General features: G+C 65.0%; 11 protein-coding genes. 6 read left to right on the forward strand and 5 right to left on the reverse strand.

Going from position 1 to position 14,533, the window contains the following annotated elements; translation table 11 throughout:
- Positions 1 to 486, reverse strand: a 486-nt coding sequence (locus Q8Q83_RS14100) for an endonuclease/exonuclease/phosphatase family protein (protein ID WP_305624719.1), incomplete at its 3' end; no start/stop codon positions are given.
- Positions 487 to 607: 121 nt separating this feature from the next.
- A complete protein-coding gene (locus tag Q8Q83_RS14105) occupies positions 608 to 2,935 on the reverse strand; it encodes a Tex family protein (RefSeq protein ID WP_305624721.1) in 2,328 nt (775 codons plus the stop codon).
- A gap of 225 nt (positions 2,936 to 3,160) precedes the next feature.
- On the opposite strand from Q8Q83_RS14105, the gene ompR reads away from it, so the two are divergent.
- The 3 genes from ompR (at position 3,161) to Q8Q83_RS14120 (ending at position 9,266) form a co-directional block, all read left to right on the forward strand.
- Positions 3,161 to 3,895: a two-component system response regulator OmpR gene (ompR, locus tag Q8Q83_RS14110; protein ID WP_305624723.1), complete on the forward strand. Its 735-nt coding sequence runs from the start codon at positions 3,161 to 3,163 to the stop codon at positions 3,893 to 3,895.
- 96 nt (positions 3,896 to 3,991) lie between these two features.
- On the forward strand, positions 3,992 to 5,305 hold the full coding sequence (locus tag Q8Q83_RS14115; protein WP_305624725.1) for an ATP-binding protein: 1,314 nt from the start codon (positions 3,992 to 3,994) through the stop codon (positions 5,303 to 5,305).
- 190 nt (positions 5,306 to 5,495) lie between these two features.
- Entirely contained in the window at positions 5,496 to 9,266 is a 3,771-nt protein-coding gene (locus Q8Q83_RS14120; RefSeq protein WP_305624727.1) for an EAL domain-containing protein, read from the forward strand.
- 257 nt (positions 9,267 to 9,523) lie between these two features.
- Here the strand turns inward: Q8Q83_RS14120 and rimK are convergent, their stop codons facing one another.
- Both rimK and Q8Q83_RS14130 read right to left on the reverse strand, forming a co-directional pair.
- Positions 9,524 to 10,429 carry a 30S ribosomal protein S6--L-glutamate ligase gene (gene rimK, locus Q8Q83_RS14125; protein ID WP_305624728.1) on the reverse strand — a complete coding sequence of 302 codons (906 nt, stop codon included), beginning with the start codon at positions 10,427 to 10,429 and terminating at the stop codon, positions 9,524 to 9,526.
- The gene (locus tag Q8Q83_RS14130; RefSeq protein WP_305624737.1) at positions 10,426 to 10,860 is read right to left on the reverse strand and encodes an ATP-dependent zinc protease; all 435 of its coding nucleotides are present in this window, start codon (positions 10,858 to 10,860) and stop codon (positions 10,426 to 10,428) included. Before Q8Q83_RS14130 ends, rimK begins: the two co-directional genes overlap by 4 nt.
- A 218-nt stretch (positions 10,861 to 11,078) precedes the next feature.
- Here Q8Q83_RS14130 and Q8Q83_RS14135 point away from each other — a divergent pair, with 218 nt between their 5' ends.
- Positions 11,079 to 11,474 carry an RNA-binding S4 domain-containing protein gene (locus Q8Q83_RS14135; RefSeq protein WP_305624730.1) on the forward strand — a complete coding sequence of 132 codons (396 nt, stop codon included), beginning with the start codon at positions 11,079 to 11,081 and terminating at the stop codon, positions 11,472 to 11,474.
- A 68-nt stretch (positions 11,475 to 11,542) separates the two neighbouring features.
- Here Q8Q83_RS14135 and Q8Q83_RS14140 read toward each other — a convergent pair whose 3' ends face one another.
- Positions 11,543 to 12,337, reverse strand: coding sequence for a phosphatase PAP2 family protein (locus tag Q8Q83_RS14140; RefSeq protein ID WP_305624732.1), 795 nt, complete (start codon positions 12,335 to 12,337; stop codon positions 11,543 to 11,545).
- Positions 12,338 to 12,556: 219 nt separating this feature from the next.
- Between Q8Q83_RS14140 and hslO the strand changes: the two genes are divergently transcribed.
- Both hslO and Q8Q83_RS14150 read left to right on the forward strand, forming a co-directional pair.
- Positions 12,557 to 13,444 (forward strand): Hsp33 family molecular chaperone HslO, encoded by an 888-nt coding sequence (gene hslO / locus Q8Q83_RS14145; protein ID WP_305624734.1) that lies wholly within the window; start codon positions 12,557 to 12,559, stop codon positions 13,442 to 13,444.
- Positions 13,445 to 13,746: 302 nt separating this feature from the next.
- Positions 13,747 to 14,533 (forward strand): phosphoenolpyruvate carboxykinase (ATP) (locus tag Q8Q83_RS14150; RefSeq protein ID WP_305624736.1); only part of this gene is annotated, 787 nt, incomplete at its 3' end.

Here is a 14,533-nt window from a genome sequence, read left to right on the forward strand (position 1 = left end):
AGGCTTATCCCAGATAGCATTGCTGTTGAAGTCGCCCAGTACGATCACGTTGTCCTTGGCCAATTCGCTGCGGTGAATCTGCAGGTATTTCCACAGCTGTCCGATATAGGCGAACGCTTGCGAGTCACTGCCCGTGGTCCATACAGCAAGTACGGTCAGGCTGTTATTGACCGAAAACGGGAGGAAGTATTTCAAGTCATGGCTGTGCCAGGCATGTGAGGGGGCGGAGCTGGCGAGCCCGGATATGTTGTAAGCGCCAGACCAGGCGAGGGCGTCAATCCGATGATTGTTTTTCGGGAAAACACCGATGCCTTTGTTTTTTGAATTACCGATCCATAGGTAATTACCGGCCCACTTTCGGTACTGCTCATTGGAACGGGCCGGGTCTTCGCACTCTTGGATGACCAAGATATCGGCTTGCAGGGCATCTGCTTCGACCAGTTTGTTGCGCAGTGCGCCGTTACAGTTCCAGGTCACGATTCTCATTGGGCACCCGAGAGAGGTAGCGGCGTAGTCCGTAGGATGGGTTGAGCAACGCGATACCCATCATGGGGCGATGGGTATCGCTGCTGCGCACCTCAACCCATCCTACGGGATTGGCGTCGGCTTACTTCTTCAGCTGCTTGGCATTGGCAAACAGCGCCGCCATGCCGCCGCTGGCCGGCGCGGGTTTGTCCTGGCTGGAATGGCGTTCGCTGTGCGGCGCATTGCCGGCCGGCTTGCCGCCACGCGATTGCCCGCCGCGCGGGCCTTCGACCGGATCAAAGGGGGTGTCGCCCATGCGCATGCTCAGGGCGATGCGGTTACGCGGGATATCCACCTCCATCACCTTGACCTTGACCACGTCGCCGGCCTTGACCGCCTCGTGCGGGTCCTTGATAAATTTCTCCGACAGCGCCGAGATATGCACCAGACCGTCCTGATGCACGCCGATATCGACGAAGGCGCCGAAGTTGGTCACGTTGGTCACCACGCCTTCGAGGATCATGCCCAATTCGAGGTCCTTGAGGGTTTCCACCCCTTCCTGGAACTCGGCGGTCTTGAACTCGGGGCGCGGGTCGCGGCCGGGCTTCTCCAGCTCGCTCAAGATATCGCCGATGGTCACCAGGCCGAACTTGTCGTCGGTGAACTTCTTCGGATCGAGACGCTTGAGAAAGCCCGAGTCGCCGATCAGCGAGCGGATATCGCGGCCGGTATCCAAGGCGATGCGCTGCACCAGCGGGTAGGTTTCCGGGTGCACGGCCGAGGCGTCCAGCGGGTTGCTGCCGTTCATCACACGCAGGAAGCCGGCGGCCTGTTCGAAGGTCTTGTCGCCCAGGCGCGGCACCTTGAGCAGGTCGGCGCGGCTATTGAAGGCGCCGTTGGCGTCGCGGTGCGCGACTATATTCTGCGCCAGGGTCGCGTTCAGTCCGGAGATGCGCGCCAGCAGCGCGGCGGAGGCGGTGTTCACATCCACGCCGACGGCGTTTACGCAGTCCTCGACCACCGCATCCAGCGAGCGCGCCAGCTTGAGCTGCGACACGTCATGCTGATACTGGCCGACACCGATGGATTTCGGGTCGATCTTCACCAGCTCGGCCAGCGGGTCCTGCAGGCGGCGGGCGATGGACACGGCGCCGCGCAGCGACACGTCCATATCCGGGAATTCCTTGGCCGCCAGTTCCGAGGCCGAGTACACCGAGGCGCCGGCCTCGGAAACCATGACCTTGGTCAGCTTGAGGGCTGGCAGCTTTTTGATCAGGTCGGCGGCCAGCTTGTCGGTCTCGCGGCTGGCGGTGCCGTTGCCGATGGAAATCAGGTCCACCGCGTGCTTGGCGCACAGCTTGGCGAGGATCGCCAGGGTGCCATCCCAGTCGTTGCGCGGCGCATGGGGGTAGACCGTGGCGGTTTCCAGCACCTTGCCGGTGGCGTCGACCACCGCCACCTTGCAGCCGGTACGCAGGCCCGGGTCGAGGGCCAGGGTGGTGCGCGGACCGGCCGGGGCGGCCAGCAGCAGGTCGTGCAGGTTGCGCGCAAACACGTTGATCGCCTCGTCTTCGGCGGCTTCGCGCAGCTCGCCAAACAGGTCGGTTTCCAGGTGGGTGTAGAGCTTGACCTTCCAGGTCCAGCGCACCACTTCCCCCAGCCACTTGTCGGCGGCGCGGCCACGGGCGGAAATGCCGAAGCGCTCGCCGATCATGCCTTCGCAGGGGTGCATGCTGCCCGGCAGCTCGTCGCCGACTTTCAGGCTGGCGCTGAGCACGCCTTCGTTGCGCCCGCGGAAGATCGCCAGGGCGCGGTGCGATGGCGCGTTCTTGAGCTTTTCGTCGTGCTCGAAATAATCGCGGAACTTGGCCCCCTCGGTTTCCTTGCCGGCGATCACCCGGGCGCTGAGGATGGCGTTGTCCTTGAGGTAGCTGCGCAGGCCGGCCAGCAGGTTGGCGTCCTCGGCGAAGCGCTCCATGAGGATGTACTTGGCGCCTTCCAGCACGGCTTTGATATCGGCAAAGCCTTTATCGGCGTCGATAAAGCGCTCGGCTGCGGCTTCCGGAGTCAGGTTTGGGTCGTTGAACAGGGCGTCGGCCAGTTCGCCCAGGCCGGCTTCCAGGGCGATCTGGCCCTTGGTGCGGCGCTTCTGCTTAAACGGCAAGTACAAATCTTCCAGGCGGGTCTTGGTCTCGGCCAGGTTGATCTCGCGGGCAAGCGTGGGAGTCAGCTTGCCCTGTTCCTCGATGCTGGCGAGGATGCTGGCGCGGCGTTCGTCCAGCTCGCGCAGGTAGCGCAGGCGCTCTTCCAGGTTGCGCAGCTGGGTGTCATCCAGGCTACCGGTGACTTCCTTACGGTAGCGCGCGATAAACGGCACGGTGGAGCCTTCATCGAGCAGCGCCACGGCGGCGGCGACCTGTTGCGGGCGTACGCCCAGTTCTTCGGCGATGCGGTTGTTGATGCTGAGCATATACAAGGCTACCCACACGGAAACGAAAAACCAGCCACGCAGACCACGGGCCAGACACGAAAGCCGCGCATTATAAACACTGCCCGGTACCGCGCCGGGAACCGCTGGGGAAAAATCTGCTAACAATGGGCTGCACGCCCGTCGGCGCGGCTGGGCCATAATGCCGGCGTTGGAGACTGCCAGCGCCGTTCCGGGTGCGGCAGATTCTTGGTCAAGGAGCCCGGCATGAGCGGCACTGCACTTCCCGTTGAAGGCGACAAAATCCTCATCGTCGATGACGATGCCCGTCTGCGGCGCCTGCTCGAGCGCTTCTTCGAGGAACAGGGCTACCGCGTGCGCGCGGTGGAAAACGTCGAGCAGATGGACCGCCTGCTGGGGCGCGAGCTGTTCAATCTGGTGGTACTCGACCTGATGCTGCCGGGCGAGGATGGCCTGTCCGCCTGCCGTCGCCTGCGCGAGGCGAACAACCAGGTGCCGATCATCATGCTCACCGCCAAGGGTGACGAGGCCAGCCGCATCCAGGGTCTGGAGCTGGGCGCCGACGACTACCTGGCCAAGCCGTTCAACCCGCGCGAACTGCTGGCGCGGATCAAGGCCGTGCTGCGCCGCCAGACGCCTGCGGTGCCGGGGGCGCCGGGCAGCGAGGACGCAAGCGTCAGTTTCGGCGAGTACGAATTGTTCCTCGGCACCCGCGAGCTGAAGAGGGGCGAGGAGGTGCAGATGCTCACCACCGGCGAGTTCGCCGTGCTCAAGGCCCTGGTGCAGCACGCCCGCGAGCCGCTGACCCGGGACAAACTGATGAACCTGGCCCGCGGCCGCGAGTGGGACGCCCTGGAGCGCTCCATCGACGTGCAGATCTCGCGGCTACGCCGGCTGATCGAGCCGGACCCGTCCAAGCCGCGCTATATCCAGACGGTCTGGGGCGTGGGCTATGTGTTTGTGCCGGATGGCAACAAGTGAGCACGCAATGATCCACCGTAGGAGCGGGCCATGCCCGCGATCCGCAGTCCATTCGCGGGCATGGCCCGCTCCTACGAGCAGTCCGTGTAAGTGCCTATGAAAACCCCGCTCTGGTTCCCGCAAAGCTTCTTCGCCCGCACCTTGTGGCTGGTGCTGATCGTGGTGCTGTTCTCCAAGGCGCTGACCCTGGTTTATCTAATGATGAACGAGGACGTGCTGGTGGACCGCCAGTACAGCCACGGCGCGGCCCTGACCCTGCGCGCCTATTGGGCGGCCGACCCGCAGGACCGCGCCATCATCGCCGAGGCCGCCGGGCTGCAACGGGTGCCCTACGACCAGGTGCCGACCAGCGAACAGCACTGGCCCTACAGCGAGATCTTCCAGCGCCAGATGCAGACCGAGCTGGGCCCGCAGACCGAGGTGCGGGTGCGCGTCAAGAGCCCGCCGGCGCTCTGGGTGCATGCGCCGACCCTGGGTGCCGACTGGCTGCGCGTGCCGCTGTACCCGCATCCACTGCGTGGCCAGCGGATCTGGGGGGTGCTGGGCTGGTTCCTGGCCATCGGCCTGCTGTCCACCGCGGCCGCCTGGATCTTCGTGCGTCAGCTCAATGCGCCCTTGAACCGCCTGGTATTTGCCGTGCGCCAGGTCGGCAAGGGCCGTAGCGTGCGCCTGCCGATCAGCGATACGCCGAGCGAGATGACCGAGGTCTACCGCGCCTTCAACCAGATGGCCGAGGACGTCGAGCAGGCGGCCCGCGAGCGCGAGCTGATGCTGGCCGGGGTGTCCCATGACCTGCGCACGCCGCTGACGCGCCTGCGCCTGTCCATGGAATTCCTCCACAGCGATTCCGAGCTGACCGAGGACATGGTCCGCGATATCGAGGACATGGACGCCATTCTCGACCAGTTCCTCGCCTTTATCCGCGATGGCCGCGACGAGCCGGTGGAACAGCTCGATCTGCTCGAGCTGATCCGCGAAGTGGTGGCGCCCTATAACCAGAAGACCCAGGTGGTGCGCCTGTGCCTGGAGGCGGTGCCGGTTTGCGCACTGCGGCGGGTGTCGATCAAGCGCCTGCTGGTCAACCTGATCGAGAACGCCCTGCGCTACGGCGGCAATGCGGTGGAGGTGGCGGTTTCGCTGTCCGGCGATTGCAGTGCGCCCTATGTGGTGCTCAGCGTGTTGGATCGCGGTGCCGGCATCGACCCGGCTGAGCTGGACAGCATCTTCAACCCCTTTATTCGCGGTGACCGCGCCCGCGGCGGTCAGGGCGCCGGTCTGGGCCTGGCCATAGTCAAACGCATCGCCGCCCTGCACGGCGGCAGCGTGGAACTGCGCAACCGCTCCGGGGGTGGCCTGGAAGCCCGGGTCTGCCTGCCCTTGGGCCTGCTGCTGCCGCGCGACGCGGTGTAGGTTGGGCTGAGCGGCGCGAAGCCCAACAAGTCAAGGTATGAATGGGCGGCAAGGGTGCGCCTGAATCATCACCGTTGGGCTTCGTCGCTGCGCGCTTCAGCCCAACCTACGCGCTGCCGTGTAATAAAACCGGGCCTGAACGCTACGCCGCGCTGAACTATGCTCAGTAGCGTTATGACATGAGGTCAGCATGCCTGCAGTTCCCAATCGCTTGCCGACATGGACCTGGTGGCTGCCGCTGCCACTGTTCCATCTGGCCACCTGGTTCTCTCTGGCTACCCAGTTCAGCGCAGGGGCGGCGCTCTGGCATCTGCCCTTTGCCCTGGGCCTGGTGCTGACGCTGTGGTGGGGACCGCGGGTGCTGCCGCTGCTCTATCTCAACTCGATGCTGAGCATCCCGCTGTGGGGCCTGGATTGGCGCTGGGCCCCGCTCTATGCCATGCCCGAGACCCTGGGCGTGGCGCTGGCCTGGTGGCTGTGCCGGCTGCGCCCGGTCGATCCGGCCTTGCCCTACCTGCGTCACTTGCTGCGTTTTATCCTGTACGGCGTGCTGCTGCCGGCCGTGCCCGTGGCGCTGGGCGTGCAACTCAACCTGTGGCTGACCGGCCACCTGCCATGGTCCAGCCTGCCGGCCGCCAGCCTGACCCTGTGGCTGGCCGATAGCCTGGTGGCCTTGGCCGTCGCCGTTCCGCTGCTGACCTACCTGAGCCCCTGGCTGCAGCGGCGCGGCTGGCTGAATTCGGCACAGGCCAAGCAGCGCGAGCCGATACCGGCGGCCTTGCGCCAGTGGCCGCCCTGGCCGTTGCTGCTGTTACTGCCGTTGGGCCTGCCCTGGCTGCTCGAGTCGCTGCCCCTGAGCCTGAATCTGCCGCTGATCGGTGTGCTGATGCTGGCCCTGGCGCTGGTCTGGGGCTTTACCGGGGCCGTCTATGGCGCGGCCTTGAGCGTCCTGCTGATGCTGCTGTTGCCGTTGCTGCGCGGTTTGACCGGCGCCACTGTGTGGCTCGACCCGCAGCGCCTGGAGCTGCACATCGGCGTGCTGCTGTTTATGCTGGCCAGCCTGCTGGTGGGGCGCAGCCTGAGCGATTTGCGCCAGTCACTGGCCCGCCACGCGCAGATCCAGCAGCAGCTGGCCTTGGCCAACCTGGCGCTGCAGGCCAGCCCGCTGGGGGTGATCATCGCCGATGCGCGGCAGGCGGACCTGCCGCTGATCTACTGCAACCCGGCGTTCGAGCGCATCACCGGCTACAGCCGCGAGGAAAGCCTGGGGCATAGCTGGAACTTCCTGCTCGGCGCGGACCAGCAGCAGCAGGCCCTCAACCGCCTGCAGCAGGCCGTGCGCGAGGGCGTGGCCTGCGATGTGGTGCTGCGCCATTACCGCAAGGACGGCCAGCAGTTCTGGAATGAATTTATCCTCGCGCCGATGCGCGACGAGCAGGGCATCAGCCACTTCGTCGCCCTGCAGCAGGATGTCAGCGCCCGCGAGCAGATGGTCGCCCAGGTGCGCAGCCAGCGCGAGGAACTGCTCAGGCAGAGTCATCTGTTCAGCCAGACCGAGCACATCGCCAACCTGGGCGGTTGGGTGCTGAATCTGCCGGGGCAGGGTATGGACTGGAGTGCCGGCTGTTTCCGCATCTACGAGCTGGACCCGAAGCGCGGCGCGCCCAGCCTGAACGAGGCGTTGAATTATCTGGATGCCGCGGGCCGGCAGCTGGCCGAGCATACCCTGCAGCAAGTGGTCGACGGCCTCGAGCAGTTCGATATCGAAGTGCGCCTGCTCACCGCCAAGGGCAAGAGCCGCTGGGTGCGCATCCGTGGCGTCGCCGAGCGCGATGGCCGCGAGCTGGTGCGGATCTATGGCGCCTTGCAGGACATCAGCGCGCGCAAGTATGCCGAGCAGCAGTTGCGCGAACGCGACGAGCGCCTGCGCCTGTTCTTCGAGGCGCCGCTGATCGGCATGGCCCTGACCAGCCCCAACTTCGAATGGGAGGAGGCCAACCTCAAGCTGTGCAGCATTCTCGGGCGCAGCCTCAAGCAGTTGCAGGACTGCAGTTGGACCAGTATTTCCCTGGCCGAAGACCTCGCGGCCGAGCGTCCGCTGCTCGAACAGGTACTGGCCGGCGCACGCGAAGGCTATGAGCTGGAACGCCGCTTCCTGCGCCCGGACCACAGCCTGGTGCATGCGCGCCTGAGCCTGCGCGCGGTGCGGCATGCCACCGGGCGGGTGCGCATGTTCCTGCTGCTGGTCGAGGACATCAGCGATCGCCTCGAAGCCGAGGCGCGCTACCGCACCATGATCGAGCATGCGCCGGAAGCCATAGTGCTGTTCAATCCCGCGCAGGGCATGGTGGATTTCAATGAGAATGCCCTGCGCCTGTTCAAGTGTTCGCGCGAGCAATTGCGCGGCAAGACGGTGCTGGAATTGAGCCCGCCGCGCCAGGCCGATGGGCGCAGCTCGGATGAGTGCGGCAAGGTCTATCTGAGACGCGCGATTGCCGGCGAGGCGCCGGTGTTCGAGTGGCTGCACCGCGACAGCGGCGGTCGGCAGATCCCCTGTGAGGTGCGCCTGGTGCGCATGCCCGGCGAGCCGCTGCTGATTCGCGGCAGCGTCACCGATATCTCCGAACGCCAGCGTTATCAGCGTGAAATCGAGCGCCTGGCCTTTAGCGACGAACTCACCGGGCTGCCCAATCGACGCCTGCTGCTCGACCGCCTGCAGCATGCGATGGACCGCGAACTGCGCGAGAACACATTGGGCGCCTTGCTGTTTATCGACCTGGACCACTTCAAGACGGTCAACGACAGCCTCGGCCATCTGGTCGGCGACGGCCTGCTGCGCGAGGTGACGGCCCGCCTGGCCGGCAGCCTGCGCACCGAAGACACCCTGGCGCGGATGGGCGGCGACGAGTTCGTGGTGCTGCTCGAAGGGCTCGACAGCAGCCCCCAGGTGGCGGCCGAGCATGCCGCCGCGGCGGCGGAAAAACTTCTCAGGAGCCTGAATGGCAGCTGCTGGATCGATGGCCACGAGCTGTCGATCAGCGCCAGCATCGGCATCGCCCTGCATCCCTTCGGCGCCCAGGTCGCCGCCGATGTGCTCAAGCAGGCGGATACCGCCATGTACCGGGCCAAACAGGGTGGGCGCAATGCCCTGCATTTCTTCGCCCCGGAGATGCAGGCGGCCATCGACCAGCGCCTGCAGCTGCAGAGCGAACTGCGCCAGGCCGTGGCGCGTGATCAGCTGCACCTGGTGTTCCAGCCGCAGTTGGCGTTGGCCACCGGCCTGGTGGCCGGGGCCGAGGTGCTGTTGCGTTGGCGGCATCCGGAGCGCGGCGAAATCATGCCCGGCGACTTTATCCCCCTGGCCGAAGAAACCGGCTTGATCGAGGAACTGGGCGCCTGGGTGCTGGAGCAGGCCTGCAGCCACCTGGCGAGTTGGCTGCCGCGCTGGCCGCAGATGGTGCTGGCGGTCAACCTGAGCCCGCGGGAACTGCGCCAGGCCGGCTGCGTGGCGCGCATCCGTGACTGCCTGCAGCGACATCGGCTGCCGGCCACCGCCCTGGAGCTGGAAATCACCGAAGGCGTGCTGCTCGAGGATGTCGAGCAGTGCATCGCCAATATGCACGCGCTCAAGGCCCTGGGCGTGCGCTTCGCCATCGACGACTTCGGCACCGGCTATTCCTCGCTGACCTACCTCAAGCGCCTGCCGCTGGACCGCTTGAAGATCGACCGCAGCTTTACCTGGGATATGGACGGCGCAGACGGCAGCGGTCTGATGCTGGTGCAAACCATCCTGGTGATCGCCCGCAACCTGGGCCTGGAATGCGTCGCCGAAGGCATCGAAAGCCAGTGGCAACTCGATTGCCTGCGTGAGCATGGCTGCTCCCTGGGCCAGGGTTACCACTTTAGCCGGCCGCTACGCGAGGCGGACTTTTTAAGCTGGATGGACCAGCGCAGCGTTTAGCAGGCCGTTTTTTGTAGCCCGGATGTAATCCGGGGAAATCTACCCCGGCACATCACAGGCATGATGCGGGGGATCGCTTGGTGGGTTACGCGGTGTGCGACGATTGCGGCGCTTGGTCGTTCAGTGCCTGACACCGCCCACCCTACGTTTGCTGCGTATCGGCATCCTTGCCGCGTCCCGTGCTCATCTGTACCCCCGGCCGGGCCATCCCTGGCCGGGCGTTCGCCGGGGCGAAGCATGCTTCGCCTATTCCCGGCTCACCCCTTGCCCTTGGTGCGGGTCAGGTGCGGGCCGCCGTTCTTCTCTAGGTACTGGATCACCAGGCTGGCGACGTCCTGGCTGGTGGTGGTTTCGATGCCTTCCAGGCCGGGCGAGGAGTTCACCTCCATCACCAGCGGGCCGTGGTTGGAGCGCAGGATATCCACCCCGGCCACCGACAGGCCCATCACCTTGGCCGCACGAATGGCGGTCATGCGCTCTTCCGGGGTGATCTTGATCAGGCTGGCGCTGCCGCCCCGGTGCAGGTTGGAGCGGAATTCGCCGGGTTTGGCCTGGCGCTTCATCGCGGCTATCACCTTGTCGCCGACCACGAAGCAGCGAATATCGGCGCCGCCGGCCTCCTTGATGTACTCCTGGACCATGATGTTCTGCTTCAGCCCCATAAAGGCCTCGATCACCGATTCGGCGGCCTTCTCGGTTTCGCAGAGCACCACGCCTATGCCCTGGGTGCCCTCCAGCACCTTGATCACCAGCGGCGCGCCGTTGACCATGGCGATCAGGTCGGGGATGTCGTCGGGGGAGTGGGCGAAGCCGGTCACCGGCAGGCCGATGCCGCGGCGCGAGAGCAGTTGCAGCGAACGCAGCTTGTCCCGCGAACGGGCGATGGCCACCGATTCATTGAGCGGAAACACTCCCATCATCTCGAACTGGCGCAGCACCGCGCAGCCATAGAAGGTCACCGAGGCGCCGATCCGCGGGATCACCGCATCGAAGCCTTCCAGCGGCTTGCCGCGGTAGTGGATCTGCGGCTTGTGGCTGGCGATGTTCATATAGGCGCGCAGGGTGTCGACCACCACCATCTCGTGGCCGCGCAGCTGGCCGGCTTCAACCAGGCGGCGGGTGGAATACAGGCGTGGGTTGCGCGACAGCACGGCGATCTTCATTGGGCACCAGAAGGGTCAGCGAGGGAGGGTTTGTTCTGCACATAGGTCAGCGCCGGGTTGACCAGCAGTTGCCCGGCGATCAGCGCCTTGGAGCCGAGCAGGATGCGGTAGCGCATGGTCTTGCGACAGGTCAGGGTGAACTCCACCGGCCATTCGCGCTCGCCCAGGGTCAGGCTGGTGCGGATCACATAACGTGACTGCGCCTGGCCGTTGGAGCTCTTGATGGTTTTCACCGAGACCAGTTGCGCCTCGCAGCGGTGGCGGCGCTGCACCAGGGTGCCGAGGTGGGCGGTAAAGCGCACCCACGGCTGGCCATCGCGTTCGAACGGCTGGATATCGCTGGCATGCAGGCTGGAGGTGCTGGCCCCGGTATCGATCTTGGCGCGCAGACCGACCATGCCCAAGTCCGGCAGGTTGATCCACTCACGCAGGCCGATCACCCCGAGTTGGTTGAATGTCTTCAAAGAAGCCTATCCGCAAGATTTCCGGGCATTCTAGTAGGCCCTTATGACAACTGCATCAGGCAACTACTGCGCTCGGCTATGCGGCGTTGCAACCAGCGCAGCGGAGTAACAGCCGAAGGCTGACCCGTATGACAACTGCATCAGGCAAAATGGGCGGCATGCGACCGAGGCGAGGGGAAAACTCGATGAGCGATAAAGACGACGACAAGGTGCGCCTGGATAAATGGCTGTGGGCCGCGCGCTTCTACAAGACCCGGGCCCTGGCCAAGGCGGCTATCGAAGGTGGCAAGGTGCATTGCCGGGGCGAGCGCTGCAAGCCGGGCAAGGAGCCCAGGGTCGGCGATGAATATCTGATTCGCACCGGCTTCGAGGAGCGCAGCATAGTGGTGCAGGCGCTCTCGGTGGTGCGCCGTGGCGCGCCCGAGGCTCAGGCGCTGTATGCGGAAACGGCGGAAAGTATCGAGCGCCGGGAAAACGCGGCGGCGCAGCGCAAGGCCGGCGCCCTGGGCGTGCAGACCGATGGCCGGCCGAGCAAGAAACAGCGTCGGCAGCTCCATCAGTTTCGCGACAGTCAGGACTAGCGGGGTCGGCAACTGTGATCCGGGTAGGCCTCGCTAGGACGTGTGGCGGGTTGGCCTCGCCCGAGGGATTAACGCCCGCTAATAACGCTCAAGCGCCCCAGCAGCGGCAGTTTGGCCAGGCGCGAGGTGATAGGCAGGGTCATTTTTTCCAGCCATTCACTGGCGCGGTGGGCAAACGGCGTAAAGCAGCTCCAGGCCAGGCCCAGCAGGCTGAGCAACAGGCCGCCGACCAGGGCGTCCGAGCCCCAGTGGGCGCCGGCCACCAGGCGCGGCAGGATAAAGATCAGCGCCATCACCCAGACCAGCAGCAAGCGCCAGCTGCGCGCGAAAAGGCTGACAAACATCGCCCAGAGCAGCAGCACCGAGGCGTGATCGCCGGGGAAGCTGCGGGTGGCGCTGTCCTTCAGATCCCAGCGTTCTTCCCAGTCGGGGAACAGTGCAGTCAGGCGCGCCGCGCCTTCCACCACCAGGGAGGCGCTCGGTCGTTGCCAACCCATGGCCTTGACCAGCTCGGCAAAGCCGACGCGAAACAGCAGCATCACCAGCAGCGCGGCGAGAAAGGCAAACAGCGCCTGGCGTACCTGCGGGCCGGTATAAATCAGCCCGGCCTTGAGCATCACCCCCAGCATCAGCACGCCGACGGCCATATCCACCGGGCGCATGCTGCCAATCGCCCAGATCTGCGCCCACAGCCCGGCGCCGTGCACCGGTTCGTTGAGCAGGTTGAACAGTTGCAGATCGAACTGATCCCACAGCGCGCGGCTCGGCAGCCACAGCCAGCTGAGCAGCAGCAACATGGCCACTAGATGGCAGGCCAGCAGTGGGCGCAGGCGCCATTGGCTATTGATAAATAAAGGGGACATCGGCTTTGGCATCCTTGTCATGGAGCGGTTATTTTTGGGCGCCCGGCATCCTAGGGAATGCGCAGCGAGATTGCAAAATTGCGCTGTGCCTTTGCCGGTAACTGTGCGCAAGGTTTGCATCGATAGCGTCCGCCGGCGCCGCCGATAGACAAGAGGCCCTTGGTCGGCCGGGCGTTTGCGCCTAAAATCGCCGGCCGAGTCACTTTCAGTGAAATTGGCATGCCTGATTTTTCCCAACGCTTCTTGTTCGACGACAGCGATATTCGCGGTGAGCTGGTTGGCCTGAGCGACAGCTACAGCCACGTGCTGGCCAAACATACCTACCCGCAGCCGGTCGCTCAGTTGCTCGGCGAGCTGCTGGCGGCGGCCTCCCTGCTGATCGGCGCGCTGAAGTTCGAGGGCCTGTTGATCCTCCAGGCGCGTTCCTCCGGCGCGGTGCCGCTGTTGATGGTCGAGTGCTCCAGCGCCGGCGAGCTGCGCGGTATCGCCCGCTACAACGCCGAGCAGATCGGGGCCGATGCCGGCCTGCGCGAGCTGATGCCCGATGGCGTGCTGGCCATGACGGTCGACCACAAGGCCGGGCAGCGCTACCAGGGCATAGTCGAGCTGGAGGGTGCGACCCTGGCCGATTGCCTGACCCATTACTTCGTCAATTCCGAGCAGTTGCCCACGCGCTTCTGGCTCAGCGCCGATGGCCTGCGCGCCCGCGGCCTGCTGTTGCAACAGCTGCCGGCCGATCGCCTGACCGAGCCGGAAGAGCGCGAAGCCAGCTGGCAGCATGTGATCGCCCTGGCCGACACCCTGCAGAATGAAGAGCTGCTCGGCCTGGACAACGAAACCCTGCTGCACCGCCTCTACCACGAGGAGCCGCTGCGCCTGTTCGACCCGCGGCCCCTGCAGTTCCGCTGCAGCTGCTCGCGTGAGCGCTCGGCCCGGGCGCTGATCAGCCTGGGCCAGGTGGACGCCGAAGCCCTGGTGCGCGAGCACAACGGCCGGGTGGAAATCGATTGCCAGTTCTGCAACGAGCGCTACCTCTTCGATGCCGCCGATGTGCTGCAGCTGTTTATCGACGGCAGCATCGAGGCGCCTTCGGATACCCGCCACTGAGAACCTGTTTACGATCTGCTGCGCGTCGGCCCTGCTGCGTTAAAAACAGGCTCGGATGCTCATGTACAGCTCGTACACTCCGCTTCCTCGCCTGTTTTTGCCTTGCATGGCTCTAGCTCGCGAGATCGTAAGCAGGCTCTGAGGCAAATGGTCGCAAGCCGCGGCGGATTGATCTGATCAGAGGCTGCACCCGCAGCCGGCTTTTTCTGGCATAATCCGGCGCACTTTTTTCGCTGTAGTAGTGCTCAGCGTCTACTACAAAACGTTCGGAAGACTCGGCCGCTTGGCCAACGGGGACCCACATGACGCAAGCCAACAACGCCGTGTACACCGACATCAGTGCCGCTCAACTGGTCGAAGAAGCCCTTCGTCGCGGTGAAGGCGAGCTGGCCGCCAACGGCTCGCTGGTCGTGCGCACCGGCCACCGTACTGGTCGTTCGCCGGCTGATCGCTTTATCGTGCAGGAGCCGAGCACCGAGGCGCAGATCGCCTGGGGCGCGATCAACCGTCCGTTCCCGGCCGACAAGTTCGATGCCCTGTGGGACCGCGTGCAAGCCTTCTCCGACGCCCAGGACAGCTTCGTTTCCCACGTTCATGTAGGTTCCGCCGAGGCCCACTACCTACCGGTCAAGATGACCACAGGTACCGCCTGGCAGAACCTGTTCGGCCGTTGCCTGTTTATCGAGCCCGAGCAGTACAACCCGGCCAGCAAAACCGAGTGGCAAGTGCTCAACGTCGCCAACTTCGAGTGCGTGCCCGAGCGTGACGGCACCAACTCCGACGGCTGCGTGATCCTCAACTTCGCCGCCAAGAAAGTCCTGATCGCCGGCATGCGTTACGCCGGTGAAATGAAGAAAGCCATGTTCAGCGTGCAGAACTTCCTGCTGCCGGCCGTCGACGTGCTGCCGATGCACTGCGCCGCCAACATCGGCGAAGAAGGCGACGTGACCCTGTTCTTCGGTCTGTCCGGCACCGGCAAGACCACCCTGTCGGCCGACGAGTCGCGCTACCTGATCGGCGACGACGAGCACGGCTGGGGCAATGACGGCGTCTTCAATTTCGAAGGCGGCTGCTACGCCAAATGCATCA

Origin of the sequence: Pseudomonas sp. (assembly GCF_030696055.1) — a bacterium.
In the GTDB taxonomy this organism is placed as follows: Bacteria; Pseudomonadota; Gammaproteobacteria; order Pseudomonadales; family Pseudomonadaceae; genus Aquipseudomonas.